Source organism: uncultured Bacteroides sp., assembly GCF_947632445.1.
Classification (GTDB): domain Bacteria; phylum Bacteroidota; class Bacteroidia; order Bacteroidales; family Bacteroidaceae; genus Bacteroides.
Genome location: NZ_CANRPM010000002.1, coordinates 77,903 through 99,762 on the forward strand (window position 1 = coordinate 77,903; position 21,860 = coordinate 99,762).

At 51.5% G+C, this 21,860-nt stretch carries 14 protein-coding genes, 1 tRNA gene and 1 pseudogene; 6 read left to right on the forward strand and 10 right to left on the reverse strand.

Annotated features, from left to right (window positions below; translation table 11 throughout):
- Positions 1-36: 36 nt before the first annotated feature.
- The 4 genes from nth to Q0Z70_RS01000 all read right to left on the reverse strand — a co-directional run bounded on the left by nth (position 37) and on the right by Q0Z70_RS01000 (position 3,152).
- The gene (gene nth / locus Q0Z70_RS00985) at positions 37-699 is read right to left on the reverse strand and encodes an endonuclease III (RefSeq protein WP_298071774.1); all 663 of its coding nucleotides are present in this window, start codon (positions 697-699) and stop codon (positions 37-39) included.
- Positions 696-1,892: an MFS transporter gene (locus tag Q0Z70_RS00990; protein WP_298071776.1), complete on the reverse strand. Its 1,197-nt coding sequence runs from the start codon at positions 1,890-1,892 to the stop codon at positions 696-698. Before Q0Z70_RS00990 ends, nth begins: the two co-directional genes overlap by 4 nt.
- 15 nt (positions 1,893-1,907) lie before the next feature.
- On the reverse strand, positions 1,908-2,942 hold the full coding sequence (gene pheS / locus Q0Z70_RS00995) for a phenylalanine--tRNA ligase subunit alpha (protein WP_298071778.1): 1,035 nt from the start codon (positions 2,940-2,942) through the stop codon (positions 1,908-1,910).
- 136 nt (positions 2,943-3,078) lie between these two features.
- Positions 3,079-3,152: transfer RNA gene (locus tag Q0Z70_RS01000), tRNA-Ala, on the reverse strand.
- A 104-nt stretch (positions 3,153-3,256) separates the two neighbouring features.
- Here Q0Z70_RS01000 and Q0Z70_RS01005 point away from each other — a divergent pair.
- The 6 genes from Q0Z70_RS01005 to Q0Z70_RS01030 all read left to right on the forward strand — a co-directional run bounded on the left by Q0Z70_RS01005 (position 3,257) and on the right by Q0Z70_RS01030 (position 9,987).
- Complete coding sequence (locus Q0Z70_RS01005) at positions 3,257-3,562, forward strand: DUF4286 family protein (protein WP_298071780.1); 306 nt, start codon at positions 3,257-3,259, stop codon at positions 3,560-3,562.
- The gene (gene ruvC, locus Q0Z70_RS01010; RefSeq protein WP_298071783.1) at positions 3,559-4,131 is read left to right on the forward strand and encodes a crossover junction endodeoxyribonuclease RuvC; all 573 of its coding nucleotides are present in this window, start codon (positions 3,559-3,561) and stop codon (positions 4,129-4,131) included. The genes Q0Z70_RS01005 and ruvC overlap by 4 nt, the downstream gene beginning before the upstream one ends.
- Positions 4,132-4,159: 28 nt before the next feature.
- Positions 4,160-6,157 (forward strand): type I pullulanase, encoded by a 1,998-nt coding sequence (gene pulA, locus Q0Z70_RS01015; RefSeq protein ID WP_298071802.1) that lies wholly within the window; start codon positions 4,160-4,162, stop codon positions 6,155-6,157.
- Between the two features lie 36 nt (positions 6,158-6,193).
- The gene (locus Q0Z70_RS01020; protein WP_298071785.1) at positions 6,194-7,453 is read left to right on the forward strand and encodes a peptidoglycan DD-metalloendopeptidase family protein; all 1,260 of its coding nucleotides are present in this window, start codon (positions 6,194-6,196) and stop codon (positions 7,451-7,453) included.
- A 317-nt stretch (positions 7,454-7,770) separates the two neighbouring features.
- Entirely contained in the window at positions 7,771-9,243 is a 1,473-nt protein-coding gene (locus Q0Z70_RS01025) for an ATP-binding cassette domain-containing protein (protein ID WP_298071786.1), read from the forward strand.
- An 84-nt stretch (positions 9,244-9,327) separates the two neighbouring features.
- Positions 9,328-9,987 (forward strand): phosphatase PAP2 family protein, encoded by a 660-nt coding sequence (locus Q0Z70_RS01030; protein ID WP_298071788.1) that lies wholly within the window; start codon positions 9,328-9,330, stop codon positions 9,985-9,987.
- Between the two features lie 127 nt (positions 9,988-10,114).
- Here the strand turns inward: Q0Z70_RS01030 and Q0Z70_RS01035 are convergent, their stop codons facing one another.
- The 6 genes and pseudogenes from Q0Z70_RS01035 to Q0Z70_RS01060 all read right to left on the reverse strand — a co-directional run.
- Positions 10,115-12,451 carry a beta-galactosidase gene (locus Q0Z70_RS01035; RefSeq protein ID WP_298071790.1) on the reverse strand — a complete coding sequence of 779 codons (2,337 nt, stop codon included), beginning with the start codon at positions 12,449-12,451 and terminating at the stop codon, positions 10,115-10,117.
- Between the two features lie 35 nt (positions 12,452-12,486).
- On the reverse strand, positions 12,487-14,409 hold the full coding sequence (locus tag Q0Z70_RS01040) for a family 43 glycosylhydrolase (protein WP_298071792.1): 1,923 nt from the start codon (positions 14,407-14,409) through the stop codon (positions 12,487-12,489).
- Positions 14,410-14,472: 63 nt separating this feature from the next.
- A complete protein-coding gene (locus tag Q0Z70_RS01045; RefSeq protein ID WP_298071804.1) occupies positions 14,473-15,558 on the reverse strand; it encodes a glycoside hydrolase family 43 protein in 1,086 nt (361 codons plus the stop codon).
- Positions 15,559-15,709: 151 nt separating this feature from the next.
- Positions 15,710-17,734 (reverse strand): RagB/SusD family nutrient uptake outer membrane protein, encoded by a 2,025-nt coding sequence (locus tag Q0Z70_RS01050; protein WP_298071794.1) that lies wholly within the window; start codon positions 17,732-17,734, stop codon positions 15,710-15,712.
- A 16-nt stretch (positions 17,735-17,750) separates the two neighbouring features.
- The gene (locus tag Q0Z70_RS01055) at positions 17,751-21,059 is read right to left on the reverse strand and encodes a TonB-dependent receptor (RefSeq protein WP_298071806.1); all 3,309 of its coding nucleotides are present in this window, start codon (positions 21,057-21,059) and stop codon (positions 17,751-17,753) included.
- Positions 21,060-21,250: 191 nt separating this feature from the next.
- Positions 21,251-21,343 (reverse strand): annotated as a pseudogene (locus Q0Z70_RS01060) (IS982 family transposase); the annotation flags it as partial.
- Positions 21,344-21,860 lie beyond the last annotated feature (517 nt).

Genomic DNA, 21,860 nt, shown 5'->3' on the forward strand with positions numbered 1-21,860 from the left:
TGAAAGTTAAAAATATGTTGGATATTCCCTTGTAAATTAACTTTTTACTTCTTTTAATCCCGTTCTTCTTTCGTAATCCTTGCAAAACGTCTTCAGGCCACAGGCGTCGCATCTGGGTGTTCGTGCTTGGCACACGTAGCGTCCGTGCAGGATGAGCCAGTGGTGGGCGATGGGAATATCAGCCTCTGGGATATGCTTTGTCAGCTCCTTTTCCACGCTCAGCGGGGTGGTACAATTTGGGCCTGCCAGTCCCAGCCGGTGGCTTACGCGGAAAACGTGTGTATCCACCGCCATGGCAGCCTTGTTGAACACGACCGATTGGATGACGTTGGCTGTCTTGCGTCCTACGCCGGGCAGCTTGATGAGTTCCTCCAGCGTGTCGGGCACCTGACTTCCGAAGTCCTTGACGAGCATCTGTGCCATGCCCACTAAGTGGCGGGCCTTGTTGTTGGGGTAGGACACACTTCGGATGTATTCGAACACCACTTCGGGCGTGGTGGCGGCCAGCGCTTCGGGGGTGGGGAAGTCGTGGAAAAGCGGTGGCGTAATCATGTTTACCCGCTTGTCCGTACATTGTGCCGACAAAATGACGGCTATCAACAACTCGAAAGGATTGCTATAGTGCAACTCTGTTTCGGCTACGGGCTGGCTTTCTCTGAACCAGGCCAGTATCTTTTCGTATCGTTCTTTCTTTCTCATCTCAGTTTGTTTCGATGATAGTGGGGTGCCACTTTCAGGTTAAAGTACAGCATGGATACCACCGTCAGGCAGGCGCCGAAAAGGTAAGCCTTGTCGAAGGTACTGATTTCGGCAATATATCCGCCGGCCAGCATGCCGATGCCGATGCCCACGTCCCACGACGTGAGGTAAGTCGATGTGGCGGTGCCGCGCTGGCTGTTGGGCGCCAGATTGACGAACAGGGTATTGTAGGCAGGAAACATAGTGCCGAAGCCGATGCCCAGCAGCAGGGCGATGGTAAAGAACACCACCGTACAGGCCTGTCTGTCCCAACGGGTAATGTACACGCATGCGGCCAGCAGGAAGAAGCTGAATACCACCAACACCAGTCCTGCGGATATGACTTGCGTAATCTTGCCCCGATCCACCAGTCGCCCGGAGAAGAGGCGCGACACAGCCATGCCCAGTGCCATGAAGGTGAAGAAGAAGCCTGTGGAGGCGTCTATCTCGATTTGGCGGGCATACATGGCCACGTAGTTGGTTGTCATACCGTAGGGGATGGACAGAAGCAGAAGGCCGGCTCCGGCAGGAAGTCCCTTAAGCAGGATGAAGCGGTCGAGCGAGATGGGGTCATGCTTTACGGGCGTCTTGTAGGGCGTCTTAACCAGCAAGGCACAACAGAAACCGACCAAACACGATCCTAACGAAGCGCAGAAAATCCATGTGTAGCCGATGCCCGCATCATGCAGGAAGAGGCCCATCATGGGCCCGATGGACATGGCTATGTTGTTAGCCAGCCCATAATAGCCCAATCCTTCGCCACGACGCGACGAGGGCATGATGTCGATGACCACCGTGTTGCCGCCCACCGTCACCATACCGAACGACACGCCATGAACGATGCGCAGGGCGATGAAGAGGGTCAGGGTGCCGGCCAGCAAATAGCCGCCGAAGATGGACGTAAAGATGAAATAGGCCAACAGATAGAGGGGCTTTCGGGCGAACGTGTCGAGCAGGTAGCCTGAGAAAGGACGGATGCACAGGGCCGCGATGGTATAGCACGACAGAACGAGCCCCATCGTGAACTTGTCTGCTCCGAATACTTCCGTCAGGTAAAAGGGAAGCACGGGCATCATCAGCCAGAAGCCGAAGTAGAGCAGAAAGTTGGCTGCTATGATGAAGCAGTAACTCGGAGTGATGAGCTTGTCTTTCACCCTTTTCTTTCCTCCTTATCGGGCCGCTTCGAATTCCTTCAAGAAGCGGGTGTCGTTTTCAGAGAACATGCGCAGGTCTTTCACCTGATACTTTAGGTTGGCGATGCGCTCAATACCCATACCCAAGGCATAGCCGGAGTAGACCTTGCTGTCGATGCCGCAGACTTCGAGTACATTGGGGTCTACCATGCCGCATCCCAGGATTTCCACCCAGCCTGTGCCTTTGCAGAAGGGACATCCCTTGCCGCCGCAGATGTTGCAGCTGATGTCCATCTCGGCACTTGGCTCCGTGAAGGGGAAGTACGACGGACGTAGACGTATTTTTGTCTCGTTGCCGAACATCTCTTGAGCAAAGAGCAGCAATACCTGCTTCAGGTCGGTGAAAGATACGTTTTTGTCGATGTAGAGAGCTTCTACCTGGTGGAAGAAGCAGTGTGCACGGTAGCTGATGGCCTCGTTGCGGTACACGCGTCCCGGACAGATGATGCGGATGGGCGGCTCGGCATGCTCCATAGTACGTACCTGTACGGAGCTGGTGTGCGAGCGCAGGATGATGTTCTTGGTTACGTCGCCGGGATTCACGTTCACGAAGAAAGTGTCCTGCATGTCGCGTGCCGGATGGTCGGCAGCGAAGTTCAGTTTGGTATATACGTGCAGGTCGTCCTCCACTTCGGGTCCGTCGGCGATGCTGAAGCCCATACGTGCAAAGATGTCGATGATTTCGTTCTTGACGATGGACAGGGGATGGCGTGTGCCCAGCCCGATGGGGTAGGCGGTGCGTGTCAGGTCAAGGTCTTCACACCCCGTGTCCTTACTTTCGAACTGCTCCTTTAAGGCGTTGATTTTCTCCTGTGCCTTGTTCTTGAGTTCGTTTAGCTTCATGCCCACTTCCTTTTTCTGTTCAGCGGGCACATTACGGAAGTCTGCCATCAGTTCGTTGATGGCTCCCTTCTTGCTGAGGTACTTGATGCGGAGCGCCTCCAGTTCTCCGATGTTGGAGGCCGTCAGTGCTTCCACTTCCTGCAGAAGCTCGTTGATTTTAGCTATCATATCGTTGTTGTCTTTTTGAATTCCCGTCTTGGTTTGAAAACGTTGCAAAGATACAACTTTCTTGTCACATCGTTCCGCTATGTGTGGGAAAGATAGGAAAAAAGTCCTTGAAACTTCCGTTTTCAAGGACTTTGCGTGGAGCATAGCGGACTCGAACCGCTCACCTCGACACTGCCAGTGTCGCGCTCTAGCCAGATGAGCTAATACCCCAAAATGTAAACGTTTGCAGCGTTTGCTTTCGTTTTGATGGTGCAAAGATAATGTATATTTCTGAAATAATTGCTATGTTTGCAGAAAAAAATAGCGATAGAATTATGTTGGTATATAATACAACGTATCATGTGGAGGATGAACAGGAGAAATATTTCCTTATTTGGATGAGAGAATTCTACCTGCCCGAAGTGGAAAAGGGAGGCATGCTGCGTTTACCGCGTATCCTGCGTATTCTGAGTCATCGTGAAGAAGGAAGTTCCTGTTATTCTGTTCAGTTCGAGGTGGAGAGCTCGGCCTTGCTTCATCGTTGGCATCGCGAACAAGGCGTGAAGCTCAATGAAGAGCTGCTTCGACTATTTAAAGACAAGGTGGTAGGATTTCCGACGTTGATGGAGGAGGTAGAGTGATAGTATCAGTCAAGGAAAAGGTTATTTTGGGTATCGATCCGGGTACTAATATCATGGGCTACGGAGTGTTGCGTGTGACGGGCACCAACCCCGAAATGGTGGCTATGGGAGTCATTGATTTGCGACGTGCAGGAGATACTTACCTTAAACTGAGGCATATCCACCAGCGGGTACTGGGAATAATTGAGAGCTATCTGCCCGATGAGTTGGCTATTGAAGCGCCCTTTTTCGGTAAAAATGTCCAGTCCATGCTTAAATTGGGGCGTGCCCAGGGAGTTGCTATGGCTGCTGCCCTAAGTCGTGACATTCCTATCACCGAATATGCTCCTCTTAAGATTAAAATGGCTATTACCGGTAATGGGCAGGCTTCGAAAGAACAAGTGGCCGATATGTTGCAGCGCATGCTTCGTTTCGACAAAAGCCAGATGCCTGCTTTTATGGATGCTACAGACGCGATGGCGGCTGCCTACTGCCATTATTTGCAGATGGGGCGTCCTATGGCGGAGAAGGCCTATCATGGGTGGAAAGACTTTATTGCCAAAAATCCCGATAAGGTGAAGGGAGGATAAATTATACATAATATAGAAGATGGAAGCCATGAAAATGAACGATTTAATCATTGTAGGGGTGGCGGTGGCAACGACTGCCGGTTGTACATCCGTGAAGAACGAATATGCCTCCTATGAGCTTTATCCCGTGCGTTCGGGCAGCTTGACAGAGATGGAGTGTACTTCTGAAGCTGCCCATTTTTCCGTATGGGCGCCTACCGCAGACGAAGTACGTCTTATGCTCTATGAAGCAGGTGAAGGCGGCCATGCCTACGCGACGGTCAGTATGGAGGCAGGTGAAGAAGGTGTTTGGCACGCTACGGTGAAAGAGAATCTGTTGGGTAAGTTCTATACCTTTAATATAAAAATGGATGATCGGTGGTTGGGAGATACGCCGGGTATCAATGCTAAGGCAGTTGGTGTGAATGGCAAGCGTGCTGCCATCATTGATATGAGGACTACCGACCCTGAAGGATGGATTGACGACCGCCGTCCGCCACTCCGGTCTTTTGCCGATATTGTGATTTATGAGATGCATCACCGCGATTTTTCCGTTTCGCCGACATCGGGTATTGAGCATAAGGGAAAGTTTTTGGCTCTGACTGAAGAAGGAACCCGTTCTCCCGAAGGGCTGGCTACGGGTATCGACCACTTGAAGGAATTGGGAGTTACTCATGTTCATTTGCTTCCTTCCTATGACTATGCTTCCGTGGACGAAACGAAACTGAGCGAGAACCAATACAACTGGGGATATGACCCTCAGAATTATAACGTTCCTGATGGCTCTTACTCAACGGATCCTTATGACCCCGCTGCACGTATTCGTGAGTTCAAACAGATGGTGCAGGCATTCCATAAAGCCGGCATCCGTGTCATTCTCGATGTTGTGTATAACCATACTTTCAATATCGCCGGCAGTAACTTTGAACGCACGGCTCCCGGTTACTTCTATCGCCAGAAGCCCGACGGTACGTATGCCGATGCTTCAGCTTGCGGTAACGAAACGGCCAGTGATCGTCCCATGATGCGGAAGTATATGATTGAATCTGTACTATACTGGGTGAACGAATATCACATTGACGGCTTCCGGTTTGATCTGATGGGTATTCACGACATAAAGACCATGAACGAAATACGGGCTGCACTGACAGCCGTTGACCCTTCCATCGTTGTCTACGGCGAGGGATGGGCCGCCCAGGCTCCTCAACTTCCTCAAGACTCGTTGGCTATGAAGGCTAATACGTATCGTATGCCGGGTATCGCCGCCTTCAGCGACGAGATGCGCGACGCCCTTCGCGGCCCCTTCAACGACAACAGACAGGGTGCCTTTCTGGCAGGTTTGCCGGGTGGCGAGGAGAGTATTAAGTTCGGCATTGCGGGTGCCGTACAGCATCCACAGGTGTGCAACGATTCCGTTAATTATAGCCGGGCATCTTGGGCAGCCGAGCCTACGCAGATGATCAGTTACGTATCTTGTCACGACGATATGTGTCTTGTCGACCGACTGCGTGCCAGTATTCCCGACATGAAGGACGACGAACTGGCCCGCCTCGACAAGTTGGCTCAGACAGCGGTTTTCACTTCGCAGGGTATTCCTTTCATCTATGCCGGCGAGGAAGTGATGCGCGACAAGAAGGGAGTGCACAACAGTTACCAGAGTCCCGATTCCATCAACGCCATCGACTGGAGCCGCAAGGCCCTGCATGCCGATGTCTTTGCCTACTACAAGGGTCTGATACAGTTGCGCAAGAACCATCCGGCCTTCCGTTTGGGAGATGCCGATCTTGTACGCTGTCATTTGGAGTTCTTGCCTGTTGAAGGTACGAATGTAGTGGCATGGCGCCTGAAAGAACATGCCGGTGGCGATATGTGGGAAGATATTGTCGTTGTGCTCAATTCACGTCGCGAGCCGGCACGTGTAGCCGTGCCTCAGGGTAGTTATACCGTTGTGTGCAAGGACGGATGTATCAATGAGGACGGTTTGGCCAAAGTGTCGGGTGCAGAACTGACGGTGCCTGCCCAATCGGCTCTCATTGCCTGGAAATAAATTTCGATTATCCACTCTTTTCAATTAAAAAAAGAAGTGTTTAAGTTCAGCAACAAAAGATTCTGGCTGGTCGCCCTGCTCGTGCTTGCGGCGGTGGCGGCGGCTCTGTTTTTCCTTCCTACCTGTCACGAGGAAGAAGAAAACCTTGACGAAGTGGCTGTCGCCGACTCGGTCGAAGTGCAGGAAGTAGTCTGCAAATATGGCATTCCGGCCGACTGCTACCAGGTGCAGTATGACATTGTGCAGCCACGCCAGAACCTCGGTTCCATCTTGAGCGGGCACGGCGTGCCTGCGGTTACGGTGCACCACTTGGGCGAGAAGGCTCGTGGGGTGTTCGATGTCCGCCGCATCCGCAGTGGGCAAACCTATGCTTTGTTCTTTAGCAAGCAGGACAGTCTGGCTCCTCCGCATTTTTTCGTTTATGAAGAAGACCCCAAATCGTATATCGTATTCGATCTGCGTGGTGACTTGGCTGTCAGTCGCGGGCAAAATCCCGCCGAGTGGCGCACACAGACGGTCAAGGGACAAGTGGAGTCGTCGCTATGGGTGGCTATGCAGTGTTACGGCGCGTCACCCCAGTTGGCCATCGTCCTGTCGCATATTTTTGGATGGACCATTGATTTCTTTGGCCTGCAAAAGCAGGATGAGTTCCGCGTCATCTACGAACAGGAATTTGTGGACGGTAAAGCGCTTGATAACTTCCACATTCTGGCTGCTTCTTTCCGGGCATCGGACAGCACGTATTACGCCATTCCTTTCATTCAGGATGGGGAAGAACTCTATTACAACGAGCGTGGCAACAGCCTCGAAGGGGCTTTCTTGAAGGCTCCGCTCGACTTCTACCGCATCTCTTCTCGTTTCACCAACAGCCGCTATCATCCGGTGCTGAAGCGTTACCGTGCCCATCACGGTGTGGACTATGCCGCCCCTGTGGGTACGCCCGTCTATGCCATCGGGAGCGGTAGGGTCACCGCCAAGGGCTATGAAGCGAACAGCGGTGGAAACTATGTGAAAATCAAGCACAATGGTACATATACTACGACCTACATGCACTTGTCCCGTTTTGCCCAGGGTTTGAAGGTGGGTTCTACGGTGAAACAGAAGGAGGTCATCGGTTACGTCGGTTCTACGGGACTTTCCACCGGCCCTCATCTCGATTTCCGTGTCTATGAAAACGGACGTCCCGTCAATCCGCTTACCATTAAGTCCCAGCCCAAGAAGCCTGTCAGTGAGGCCAACCGGGCTGCTTTCAGCCAGGTATGTGACTCGCTGGTGCTGAAGTTGAAAAGCCTGTAATACGCTGAAGAAGTCTGTGCAGGTAAGGCGTGGAATTGTCATCTTCTGTTGGCAGGCATCCTGACACAGTGCTTTCTGGCGGTCTGACACAGTGCTTTGTGAGGTTATAACGAAGCACTTTCTGAGCCGGTAAGGAAGCACTTCCTGAAAGGGTGAGAAAGCACTTTGTGGAGATGCCATAGACAGTTTCTGTTTAAATAAATAAAAATGGGATGAAGTAGTGAGCGTATATCCGTATTCAAACTCATGCGGATTTGATGAGTGTATATGAAAAATGTTGTATCTTCGCCGTTGAATACAAACAACGTGACACAGAAATGAGTGAACAACAAACAATCTGTATAGAAAAGGGCGTGGCACGCAACCCGCTGGTAAGGCTTGCGGCGCCTGTCGATGTAGCTTTCGGAGTGGGGGAGCACGTTGCCATTGTTGGCCCCAACGGAGCGGGTAAAAGTCTGCTGGTAGACATGCTGACCGGGAAATATCCGTTGCGTGAAGGTGCCCTGACCTATGACTTTCGCCCATCTTCTTCACTTTCAGCCTACGAAAATATCCGCTATATAGCTTTCCGAGATACCTATGGCAGTGCCGATGCCAATTACTATTATCAGCAACGTTGGAATGCCCACGACCAGGACGAGGCTCCTACCGTGCGCCAACAGTTAGGCGAGGTAAAGAATGAAGAATACCGTCGCCGGTTGTTCGAGTTGTTTGGCATCGAACCTTTGCTTGACAAGAAAATCATTCTGCTTAGTAGCGGTGAGTTGCGTAAGTTTCAGCTGGCTAAAGCCTTATTGACTTCTCCCCGCATCTTGGTGATGGACAATCCCTTTATCGGCCTCGATGCAGGTACGCGCGATTTACTGAACGACCTTCTGACACGCCTTGCCGGCATGCACTCGCTTCAGTTGGTTCCGGTGCTTTCGATGCTCGATGACATTCCTTCTTTTATAACCCACGTGATACCTGTAAAGGACATGCGGGTTGGCGGGAAGATGAGCCGTGCCGACTATCTGGAAGCCTATCGTAAGTTCGACGAAGCACAGGCTGCTGATGAGTGCCAACGTCTGGAAACTTTGCAGCAGCGCATTCTCTCCCTTCCCTATACCCATACAAACTTCACTTCCTCCGAGGTGGTACGGCTCAATCGGGTCAGTATCCGTTACGGTGATCGCACTATCCTGAAGGATCTCGACTGGACGGTGAAGCGTGGCGAGAAGTGGGCTTTGAGCGGAGAAAACGGGTCGGGCAAGTCCACGTTGTTGAGTCTTATTTGTGCAGACAATCCGCAGTCCTACGCCTGCGATATCAGTCTCTTTGGGCGTAAGCGAGGTACCGGTGAGAGTATCTGGGAGATAAAGAAACACATCGGCTACGTCAGTCCTGAGATGCACCGGGCCTATTTGAAGAACCTGCCGGCAGTGGAGATTGTCGCCAGCGGCCTGCACGACAGTATCGGCCTTTACAAGCGTCCCCATGAAGAGGAGATGGCCGTTTGTGAATGGTGGATGGATATTTTTGGCATCGGCTCCCTGCTCGACAAGCCTTTCCTGCAACTGAGCAGTGGCGAGCAGCGTCTGGCGTTGTTGGCACGTGCTTTTGTCAAGGATCCTGAGCTGTTGATATTGGATGAGCCTCTGCATGGACTCGATACGTATAACCGTCGTCGGGTGAAGGTTGTCATCGAAGCCTTTTGCCGCCGCAATGACAAAACTTTGATTATGGTGACTCACTATGCGGGCGAACTGCCTGCCACGATTACCGATTATTTATACCTGAAGCGTAACTGACCCGTTTTCAGGAGAAGGAGCGAAGATTGCAATTTTTTATATCGAACCGTCACGAAGGGGGTTCCTTGCAAATAGAATGAAACGATGTTGACAGACTTTTTAACGCAGTTGATTGAGGAAGACAATGCCTGCCTTCTCGCCATCAACGGATGGCACGCCCCCTGGGCGGACACGTTTATGTATGCCTTCAGTGGCAAAGTCGTGTGGGTGCCGCTTTATGCTTCGCTGCTTTACGTGATTGTACGCAATCTGCGCTGGCAGGTGGCTTTGGGCTGTGCCGTAGCCGTTGCGCTTACCATTGTTTTGGCTGACCAGATAGGGGACTCGCTTATCCGTCCTTGGGTGGGACGACTGCGTCCGTCCAATCTGGACAATCCAATTTCGGGAATGGTACATATCGTCGATGGCTATCGCGGCGGACGGTATGGGTTTCCTTCATGTCATGCTGCCAACACCTTTGGTCTGGTTTTTTTTATCTCTTATCTTTTCCGTTATCGGCTGCTTCTGGTGTTTATTTTCGGATGGGCAGTGGTGACGTGCTACTCGCGGGCCTACTTGGGTGTTCACTATCCGGGCGATTTGTTGGTGGGGGCTTTACTTGGCTTTGCGAGTGCCAGCTTTAGTTATTGGCTCTTCCGGCAGATTGGTAAGTACAAGCGTCCTGAATCGGCGCTTCATCTGTGGGTGCCGGTGGTCGTGGGTGGTCTCACGATTGGGGGAATGCTGGTATATGCTTTCGTATAGATTTCTTCAGCGAAGCGTCGGTCGGAAGGACGTAGATGTCAGGGTCTGCGGGAATAAAAAAGAGGATGCAGCACGCATCACGCGGCACATCCTCTTGTCTTCCGGTTGATAGCGATAGTTAATTTAATTAGTATTTGAAATCACCGGTCTTTATGTATGCTGTATAGTCCTTGATGAGGCCCGGCGCACCTTTCTCCGCACGGGGCAGCATGCGGAAGCCGCCTATGTCGTACTCCTTGCCCAAGTCGATGACTACCTGATGGGGGAAGGCAGTGTTGTCCACCGTCTGCCAAAAGGTGCTCTCTTGCAGGTCGAATATCTTGTCGGCCGTGCGGTTGCCGCTGCGCGTTTCTTCGCTGTCGGCATAGACAATCTTCCAGTTTTCGCGCGGCACGGGCCTGCCGTTGGCATCTAGTACGTCGAACTCGGCGATGGAGGCGATGTTGTTTCCGTCGTAGTTGGACGTGGCGTTCAGGCAGAAGTAGCGTCCCTGGGCGGGAGCGGCAAACTTCACTTCCTGCCAGCCGTTGCCCGGCTTGAAGGCACCCTTGTGGACGGGCTTTTCGGCGTGGAGCTTCAGGGTCTGTCCGTCCTTGCGGTGTGTTTCGGGAGCCTTTGTGCGGAGCATGTCGAGGATGGGATTTTCGAGGCCGGTCACCTTTGTCTCGGCAGGGCCTTTCAGGTCGAGGACGATGATTTCGTTCTCACCTTCCTTAAGCCAGCATCCGGGCATGTAGAGCGTCTGCTGGGGTCCGATTTCCCAGAAACGTCCCATAGCGTGTCCGTTGACCCAAACCATGCCCTTGCCCCATGTCTGCATGTCGAGGAAGGTATCGCCCGTCTTGTCCAAGCGGAAAGTGGCACGATAGTAGGCGGGTTCGTCTACGGCTTGTCCCTGCTGATAGTTCTTGTCGCTGACAAATTCGTAGAAAGGAGGCAGGTTGTAGACCGACCAGTCTTTCAGTTCGGTAGCCTGTCCGTCGGCAATGACTTCCACCTTCTTGGTGATGCCCTTGCGGTCGTGGATAGACTTGTCGAAGTTCACACGGCCCATAGCTTCTACGAGGATGTCCAGCCGGGTGCCCTTCTTCAGAGGCGACTTCAGCGGAAGGGTAAACTCACCCTGACGACGGTCGAGGCGTCCCAGCAGCTGTCCGTCGGCAAAGACTTGTGCCCAGTCGTGCATCTCGTCCAAGTGGAGTGTGCCTGCGATGTCTTCCTTCAGCATCGTGCGGTAGAGGATGCTTCCCCAGCCCTGGTCGAATTGTTCCATCGGTTTGACGCTCTCCGTCTGTTTGGGTTCGGGCAGGTTGTCGAACAGGGGAGCTATTTCCCATTCGGTGATGGCCGGTATCTCGATGACGGGGAAGGCTTCGGGCGGTTCGGGCAGGGTCTGTCCGGCCGGCAGGTATTGTTGCAACAGGTCGCGCAGCTGGTAGTACTTCGGCGTAAGCCAGCCGGCTTCGCTGATGGGTGCGTCATAGTCGTAGGAGCTGCACATGGCCGAGTAGGCCGGATTGTTGGCGCCGCCCCACCAGCCGTAAGTCGTGCCTCCGTGAGTCATGTAGAGGCTGAAGGAGATGTTGCGGTCGAGCATGTCCTTGATACCGCTCACCATAGTGGCGGCGTCGCGCGTCTCGTGCTTGCGTCCCCAGTGATCGAACCATCCGCTCCAGAACTCACTGCACATGAGCGGTGTTTCAGGGCGAAGTTTCTTCAGCTTCTTGAATTGTTGTTCGATGTTGGCACCGGTACCGAAGTTTACCGTCCAAAGCAGGTCATCCAAAGCGTTGTTGGTGAAGTTCGAGCTCCAGTCGCATTGGAAGAGAGGTACGTCCGTAAAGCCGGCTTCGCGTACCAAGTCGCGGATGGCCGATACGTATGGCTTGTCGGTGCCGTAGGAACCGAATTCATTCTCCACCTGCACCATGATGATGTTTCCGCCTCGGGTAATCTGCAAGTCGGCCAGTTGTTTGCCCACTTCTTTCATAAAGATGCCTACGCGCTCCATGTAGTAGGGATCGAGCGAGCGGAGTTGTACATCCTGTTTCTTCAGGAGCCACCAGGGCAGGCCGCCCATCTCCCATTCGGCGCATACGTAGGGGCCGGGACGTACAATGACATACATACCGTGCTTTTGCGCTAAGCGGCAGAACTTGGCAATATTCTTGTTGCCCGTGAAGTCGAACATGCCTTCTTTTTGTTCGTGCAGGTTCCAGAATACGTAGAGGCAGATGGTATTCATGCCTAATGCCTTGCACGATTCGATGCGCTGCTCCCAGTACGGTTCGGGAATGCGCGGATAGTGGATTTCGGCGGCTTTCACCACCATAGGCTCTCCATTCAGGAGAAATGTGCCTTTTCCTGCTTCAAACGTGCCTGTTGCCTGCGAACAAGACGAAAGGCCGTCTGCCACACCGATAGCCAGAAGTAGGAAGAGAGCGATGCTTACTGCTTTTCTCATGGTATTTTTACTTAATTGAAATTGATAATTAAGACTTATTTTGTCAATTCTACCCGTTTGATGGTACCGTCCTCATTGAATTCCAGACGGTCAATGCACACTTCTCTGTGTGTGCCGGGTGAAAGGCTTTTGTCAAGGTAGTTTTTGTTGATGCGATGATAGACAATATACCATTCGTCCGTACCCGGTTTACAGATGACGGAGTTATGTGCCGGACCGTAAATCTCCTTTTCAGGATTTTGAATGGTCACAATGGGGTCGTCTGCTACCCGGATAGGTCCTAATGGAGATTGGGAAGTTCCGTATGCCACGTGGTAGTTGGGTGAGCCGGTATCGTCTACTGACCACATGAAGTAATATAAGCCCTTTCTATAAAATACGTAGGGAGCTTCGCGGTAGGCATAGTCCTGTAACGTGCCTCCTTGAGGAGTCAGCACCTTCAATGTCTTTTTCTTAATGGAAACCATATCCTTGTTCAGCTCGGCACCGGCCATGTATCCGTTGCCCCAGTAGAGGTAGGACTTGCCCGAAACGGGATCGGTAAATACATCCACGTCGATCTGCTGGCCTCTTCCTGTCGGTGATTCGGCAATCATCGGATGTCCTGAGTCGGTGAAAGGGCCGGTAGGAGAGTCCGCTGTGGCGACACCGATTTGCTTGCCTCCTCCGTTTTTAGGGTTGCCGCTGAAGTACAGGTAGTAGCGGTAACCGTTTGGAGTCTTTTTCTCTTCAATGGCAGGCGCCCATGCGTTACCGTCGGCCCAGAGTACCTGATCGGATTTCAGGTCGAGCACAATGCCTTCATCGACCCAGTCCTTCAAGTCACTGGAAGAATAGGCGGTATAATACCATCCTCCCCATCCGGGATGTCCGTCGGTTGTCGAGTAAATGTAGTATTTCCCGGTCAGATTGGAATAGACAATCTCAGGGTCGGCATGGAAGCCGGGGAGAACGGGATTATTCGGAAGCTCACCCAGCCGGGCCGGTTTGCCCCATTTGTCGGTAATGCGTTTCAGTTCGCTTCGGGTAATGGGGATGATGGTACCGTGACGGGGATGGAAGTCCATGTTTACCTCCTCGTCGATGGCTTTGAAGTGCTCCAGATCGGGCGTTTCCGTAAACTGATACGCCCCTTTCATATAGACGTCATACATCAGGATGTATTTATCCTGTCCGATGAGTTTGAAAGTGCCTGCCCCTTCCACAGCCTCTTTCGTCTGTTGCTTGTATTCCCTGTTTTCCTTCCACAAGCCGGAAGTCAGAGAGCCGGATGTCGTCGCTACACGGATGCCGTTCCCGTTTCCTTCTGTTTTATAGAAGAGGTAATAGGTACCGTCTTTATAAACAATGTCACCGTCGATGCACGATTTTTTGTCGGCGGGAACGAACAGCGGCTTGGGTTCGCCTTCAAGGTCGGTGAAGTCGGGATTGGCGTAGGCGTAATAGATGACGTCGGGGCCGTCGCCGTATTTCATAGACCAGTAGACCATGTATTTCCGCGCTTCAGGGTCATAAATAGTTTGCGGAGCCCATACCCGTTTCAGCTTTTCCTGGCCTTCATAACGCTTCTGCATGTTGACGACCGAGTGTGACCAGTGTATCAGGTCGGTCGATTTCAGCAGCACCATAGCACGGTTGGAATCCCATCCGTTGCCCGATACCATATCCGTCACCACCATATAGAATGTCTTTCCGTCTTCACAACGCAGAATGTGCGGGTCGCGTACACCCCCGGTAGAGCTGATGACTTTCGAGTCGATGACCGGTTGGTTGTTATGAAGAGCCCAATAAGTATATCCGTCCATGCTGACCGCATAACATACGGCTTCCTGGCTGATATGATTGCCGGTGAAGTAGACGAAGAGATAGGCCGTTAAATCTTTTTCTTCTGTTTTTTCTGCAAAGGAAGGAGTAAAAGCAGATAACAGTAGGATGAATGCAATAATTCTGTTTTTCATGATTCTGTCTGTCTTTTTTAGTTTGCGCAAATTTACAAATAAACAGCGATGTAAGGTCAGCAGTCATTCAAAAAAAGAATCGAGTGTCCAGCTGTCCATCCACTCAATGTAAGGTATTCCGTTTTTGAACTGTATGGGCAGCCAGATGTAGCGTGCGTCGCTCGGCTTTTTCGGTCTCCAGATGTCGGCCATGAACAGATAGGCATTGTCCTTGCCGGGAACCTTCAGTACAAATGTGCTTTGTCCGCCGAAGGTCAGTTCGGCATTCGGCCCGATACAGGGATTGGGATGTTGAGTCCAAGGCCCCCAGATGCCGGGTGCCGAGAACATGCGCGCCTCGTTGGGAGCCCAGCCTGTGCATCCCGAAGTAATCATCCAGTAGATGCCGTCTTTCTTAAAGATGGCGGGAGCTTCGTTGTGTCCGGCGGGTGCCATGCGCGCATACTTGCCTGTATGGCTCAGGTAGTCTTCGCTGAGTTCGGCTATTTGCAGGGTCAGGTTGTCTTCCGAAGAATAGATGTGATATGCTTTCCCGTCGTCGTCCACGAAGAGCTGCATGTCGCGTGCCATCTGTCCTCCCTGTAAGTCGCGTTTCAGGAAAAGGCCTTCGGTTACGGCTTTGTACCAGTCCGGTGTCCACCATTCCCTGAAGTGTTCCGGCTGAAGCGTGTCAAGGATGCTGCGTTGGCCGGCTGTCATGTCGAAGGGCAGTATTCCCGGATTGATGCGGCCCGAACGAAGATATTGGAACGGCCCGGTCGGTGAGTCGCTTACAGCCACCGCCGAACGGGCGGCTGCATATCCTTTGCCTTTCAGCTCCAGATGAAACCACATGACGAATTTCCTTGTCTTTGCGTTGTAGAGGACTTTCGGGCGCTCCATGACGCAGCCCTGTATGATGTCGCTGGTCGTGTCATTCAGTTCCACAGGCAATACGGTACCTTCGTTTTTCCAGTCGGTGAGGTTCTGGGAGGAATAGCACATGATGCCTACCATCGCCTTGCTGGTCGAGTCCGATTTGTTTTCTCCATACCAGTAATAGGTTCCTTTGTAGTAGAGCATTCCTCCTCCATGTGCATTGATATGCACCCCTTGATTGTCGGGCCAGATTTCACCGGAGCGGATAGGCTTGACCGTCTCTTTCTGCATGCAGGAAACGGCGCAGAGCAGAAGCAGGCATAGACTTAGTAATTCATGGCATCGTTTCATGATGAATGGCTTTAGAAGAAAAGGGAGTGAAGTACTTATTGCCTCACCCCCTTTTTCGTGCTACAATCAATTCTAAAAATAATTCTCTTTATTAGTTTGCTTCCTCGTCAGCAGCAGCTTCTTCCCAATTATCGAACATGAATACGTTGGCATCATAACCGTCGTATCCATAGTTCTGGCGAAGCTGGGCACCGATGTTCGCCGTAATGGCATCGTTGGGAATCGGCCAGAACAAGTTGCGTTTGTCAACTTGATAGTTGATGGTCTCTTTGGATGAGATAGGCCCGTGATTGAACAAGCTGTAGCGTGTGCAGCGTTTGTACCAGTAGCTGCCGCCGTTCAAGTCTGTGCCGCTTTGTTTGTCCCACGTGTTCAGGTCATAGGTCTCGCCCCATTCATCAGGCTTGCCGCTCTTGGCCAGACACCAGGAAATACGGGCTAACTCAGGCTGACGCCATTCTTCCAAGTACAGTTCGCGGGCACGTTCGTCGGCAATATCACCGATAGTGACGGTCGTGAACATCTTTTTGGCATTGGCACGACGACGGATTACATTGACGTCCTCGGCTGCACCGGTTGCATTGCCTTGATAGAATTTGGCTTCGGCACGGAGCAGGTAGGTCTCAGCCAGACGGAACAGATACAGGTTGCCGTTGGATACGGCATTACCTTTAGTGGCACCGTTAAATTGGTTGGCACCCATGCTTTCTTCTGCACTTTGGTCGAGGATGTAAACCTTGTATAAAGGAATTGGGTACCAGCTGCGGATGGTATCTTTACAAAGCAATCCTCCTTTTTTGATGAGAGGCTCATTTTTTGTTTCATCCCATCCATAGTCTTCCGGTGCATAGAGCATCATGTGCTGGCCATAAAAGTCTGAAGCAGGGTTGTTATATACCAGGTCAGTCATTTCTACCCAGTTCCCTTTTTCACGGCTGTGGCGCAGGTCTTGCCAGTCTGTCTCACCGTCGTAATTCCAGATGGTCTGGTTGTAGTGGTAGGAAGTACGGAAGCAACCGATACCGCGACCCAAGGCACGTACCCAGTCTAACTTTGGATTGTACTTGCCATCATTGCGGGCATAGTTGTAGGTCGGAGAACCGATGTTATGCGGATCTACGATGTCGCCGTTGCTCCAATGTACGCACATGGCTCGCATCTGCGGATACTGAATGAAGCCTTCCGAATAGTAATTCAAGATGGGCATAATCATTTCTGTATTGGAAGCGTCGGTGACGTTTACGCCCCGATGCAAATCCCACATCACGTTGCGTTCTACCGGCCAGGTTTCGGGATTGCCTGAAGGTACGTTGGTTCCGAAAGGATTCTGCATCAATTGCAAACCGTGATTGTTAATCAGGTCGGTTGCCATATCTTCGGCTTTCTTGTATTCGCCTGTTACAAGGTAGCATTTGATGAGCAGCTGCATGCAGGCTTCCTGGTTGACCGTACCGATGTAGCCGATTTGACTTTGGGGCGGAACATGTTCTACCGCAAATTCCAGGTCGTGTACCAGCATCTGGAAGATGGCTTCCTTGCTGGTCGATTTATAGTTCTGCTTGGGCACCTCAGTCAGTTTGGAAATCAAAGGGATGTCGCCGAACAGCAGTACGCCGTGATAGTAGGCGTATGCGCGGTGGAAGTAGGCACGGCCCAAGTATTCGTCGTGCAGGGTCTGCTCCAAGCCTTCCACCTTATCTACGTTGGAGATGATGGTGTTGGCAAAGGTGACGCTGTTCCATGTACGGTTCCAGAAGCGCTTCATGGCGTTCCAATCACCGCCATCCGCCATACCGGAAGTCGGAGTGATGAGGTTGGCAAAGTCTGCCTGTATAGGGTTGGCATCGGTCTTGGCATACAGGCCGATATCGGTCATAAAGTAGAGGGAAGCCATCGGGAGACAATTGCTGTTCCCGTCCATCAGCATTTCCTTCAGTCCGTAGTCGCACATGGCCAAGGCCGATTTCAGACCCGATTCGGTGGTATAGGTGTTTAGTGGGTTGTAGAACGACAGCGGGTCTTGCTTCAGGAAGTCGTCCGAGCAGCCGGTGGTCAGCAGGGCAGCCGAAGCCAGCACCATACATCCTTTTGCAAATAGTGTATTTCTTGTTTTCATAATGTTTTTTCAGTATTTAGAGTGTTACGTTGATACCAAAGTTAAAGGTGCGTGTGGCTAATCCGCCGGTTTCGGGGTCACCATATTCCCAACTGTCGAAAGTACAAACGTTCTTGCAGCTTGCTGTGAGGCGGATACGGTCTATCATAAATTTCTTGGTCCACTTCTGGGGCAGGTTGTAACCGATGGTGATGTCGTCTAAACGAACGAAGCTGCGGTTGTACACTTTGTCCACGCCACCGGCCAGACCTGTATTGGGACCTACGGACTCGAGACGGCAGTAGTCATTGGTCGGATTGTCGGGAGTCCAGTATTCGCGGGCAGCTACATTGAAGCCGTTGCTCACCACCGAACCGCCGTTTTCCTGATTCAGCCAGTAGCCGGCTCTGCTCTTGTGGCCCATGTACGAGTAGAACGAGATGGAGAGCGTCAGGTCTTTCCACAGCGTGAAGTCGTTGCGCAGGTTCCAGTAGATGGGAGGAGCGGTCGTACCCTGATAAACCTTATCGTTGTCGTTGTAGACAGGGATGCGGGTACCATCGGCTTGTATTTGGTCGTCTTCGGTATAGCGGTTCACTACTTTCGGATCGCCCGGCTCTTGGCCTACCAGCGCAGCAGCCTTGATGTCTTCGGGCGTGTTCTGCCAGACACCGTCTGTCTCGTAGTACCAGATGGTACCGATAGGCTGGCCGATGAACCACCCGTTGGAAGTGTCGTCTCTTTCTACGCCGTCTTCGTCGTAGTCATAATAGATGTGGTTGATCTTGTTCTTGTTGATGGAGAAGCCGGCAGAGGTATTCCACGTGAAGTCCTTGTTCTGGATGTTGGTGGAGTTCAGGGCAATTTCAAATCCCTGGTTCTGTACCTCACCCAAGTTAGCCATGATGGAACCGAAGCCTGAGAAATTAGGCAGACGCTTGCTCATAATCATGTCTGTTGTCTTTTTGAAGTAGTAGTCCATGTTGGCGGTCAGTCGTCCTTCTAAGAACGAGAGATCCAGACCGACGTTCCATGCCTTCGTTTTTTCCCATTCGAGGTTGGGCGCAGCCAGACGGTTCATGTAAAGCGGGTTGACCACGTTGGAGTTCCCGTTCTGGTAGTAAACCATGTTACCGCCTGCCAGTGCCAGGTTGGCGAGGGTGGAGTAGACGTTTCCAAATTCACGGTTACCGTTGGTACCCCAGGACAGACGTAATTTACCCATATCCAACCAGTCATGGGTGCCGGCCATAAAGCCTTCTTCCGAGAATACCCAGCTGACGCCGATTGAACCGAAGTTACCCCAAGGATTGTTGGCGCCGAAACCGGAGTAACCGTCGCGGCGGAACGTACCGGTGAGCATGTAGCGGTCTTTGAAGCTGTAGAACAGACGGCCTAAGTAGGAAGCGGCTGTATAGTGGCTGTCGTCGGTGCTGAAGCTGCTCTGTGTCTTGTCGGCACCTTGTGTGTAGTGGAAGCCCAGGGCATCGCTCGGCGTGATGTTGCGTGCGTTGATGTTGTCACTCCAATAACGGTGTTCTTCCGCTTCCTGTACCAACGTAGCGGTGAAATGATGCTCACCGAATATTTTATCCCATGTGATTGTGTTATTCAAGTTCCAGTCGAAGTTTTTGCTCCATCCGCGGTTTACGCCTCGGCTGGAGGCGGAAGCATTGGGCAGATCGGCCGACATCCAGTAGCGGTCGTAGAACCACTGGTAGCGGGGAGCGATGTTGAACTGGTAGGTAAAGCCTGCGGGCAGGGTAACCTTGGCATTGAAGATGGTGTTCAATACCGTGTAACCTTTCTCCAAATCGTAGTACTGACGGTCATTGTAGTAGTTGTAACCACTGTTGGTAGGCAGACCGGTCATGGGGTATTGTTCATATTTGCCTTCTTCGTCATATATGGAGGCATAGGGCGAGTTGCGGAGCATGTTGTTGTTCCAATAGTTGCCACTCAAATCCACCTGAATATCGCCGTCCGAACGATCCTGGAAGTTGACATTGGCGCCTACTTCCAACCAATCGGTAATCTTGGCGTTGAGTTTCATGTTGGAACGGAAGGCGTTGTATTCATTTCCCTGCACGGCGCCTTCGTTGTTGATGTAGCCCAATGAGAAGTAGTAGTTCACACGCTCGGTAGCTCCCGAAATGCTGGCATTGTAGTCCTGATTGAAACCGGTGCGGAAGGTATAGTCGTTCCAGTCTACCATACGTCCGTTCAGGAAGTTTTCCATCATCATCGGAGAATTGCTAAATTCCAAGCGGCGTGCGAACAAATGCAGAGCCGTTTCTCCTTCGCTGGGGCCGATACCGTTGGAACCCACGTTGGTCATCCAGGCGTTCTGGTCGTCTGCCGACATAGTGCGGGGGTCGTCGTAGTAGCCTTCGGGATACATCAGGTTGCCATACTTGTCTTTTGCCCGGTAGTACCCGTACAGACCGTCGTCGCCCTGTGCGTAAGTATAGAACATCTTACGCCAGTCCTGATGGAACTTCAGGTATCCGGCAGCATCGTAGAAGTCGCGGTAGTCCGACTTGCTGGCCACCGAAAGGTTGGCGCTTACATTAATGATAGGCTTGCCTTCTTTACCCTTCTTGGTCGTAATGATGATGACACCGGCAGCAGCCTTGGCTCCGTAGATGGCGGCGGAGGAGGCGTCCTTCAATACGTCGATCTGGGCGATGTCATCGGGGTTGATTTCGGAAAGCTCACCGTAGAAAGCCATACCGTCCAATACAATCATCGGGCTGGCATTGGTTCCCAAAGAGTTCTGACCACGCAGCTGGATGGAAGCATCGCTTCCTTTCGCGGATGCGTCGTAACCGATCTGCAAACCCGGTGTTCCGCGCAATACGTCCTGAACGGAAGTCGGGTTCTGGTCGGCCACTTTGGTAGCATTAATCTGTACAACCGAACCGGTCAGGTCTTTTTTACGCATTGTACCGTAACCGACTACCACCACTTCCTGAAGCATTTCGGTGTCGTCTTCCAGTACTACATCGACCGGCTTTCCCGGTACGGCATCTACCACCACCGTCTTGTAGCCGATGAAGGAGATTTCCAGTTTGGTTGCTTTGGCAACGGACAAACTGAACTTACCATCCAAGTCGGTGATGGTTCCGTTTGTCGGGTTGCTCTGTTCACGTACATTGGCTCCGATTACGGGTTCACCTGTTGCATCTTTGATTACACCGGTCACGGATTTCTGCTGTTGCACCACGTTCAGTGATGAAACATCTTCTTTAGCTGACATTGCCAAAGGATGCATGGCAATGAATCCTGTGCAAAGAAGCAGAGCCATCATGGCTCGTCGATTGTTTTTGCAGGAATTAGATTTCATCATTCATTTTATTTTTTTAAATTAATAATATGAGTATTAAATCGTGGCCAAATGTAGACGATAAAAAAGAAGAAGGTATTATACAAATTAATCAAAAATGGTAGAAAAATTATTCATAGATGTCAAATGACGTTTTTTTCTATCATGTGTGATTTATTTTTAGTACAAGTCCGACATAAAATCAAAGCCATCAGTTGCCCGTCCGTGATAAAGTTCACTTCAATGGCGGGTTTCTTTTCAATGCGGCAACCGGCTGCGATAGCCGGCAATGAATCGGTAATGAAATGTCTATTCCCTTCCGCTGCCACGCAGCACTTCCTGAAGTCCCGACGCAGTACTTTGTGAGGGTGTCATGCAGTGCTTTCTGGGGAGGAGACGAAGCACTTCGTCAGAGGGTCAGCAAGCACGGCATCGGGACGAAAAGATCTGCCCCGTGAAAAAAAGAGGAAGAAAAACGTTTTTTTTCACGAATAAAACAGTCCTGTCGCACCAATTTGCTGATATACAGCCGGTTGCTGCGACAGTGACAGGAGCTGTACAAACTTTATTGAAATATAATAAAAAATAGGCTGCCTTTAAAGGCAAGGTATTTTTTATTTTTCGCGAAAATGTTTACCAAGGGTACTAAGGTGTCGCACTAATTTATTGATAATCTGCCACTTGATGTGACAGGACTATTTTGGGCCCCTCCGATTTATTTCCAAAGTGATTTGGGAGCTTTCATAGACAAGATTGACTAGTCCTGAATAACCGTTACAGTTATTGGACAAAAATAAATTATTTATTACAGTTCAGCAAGGT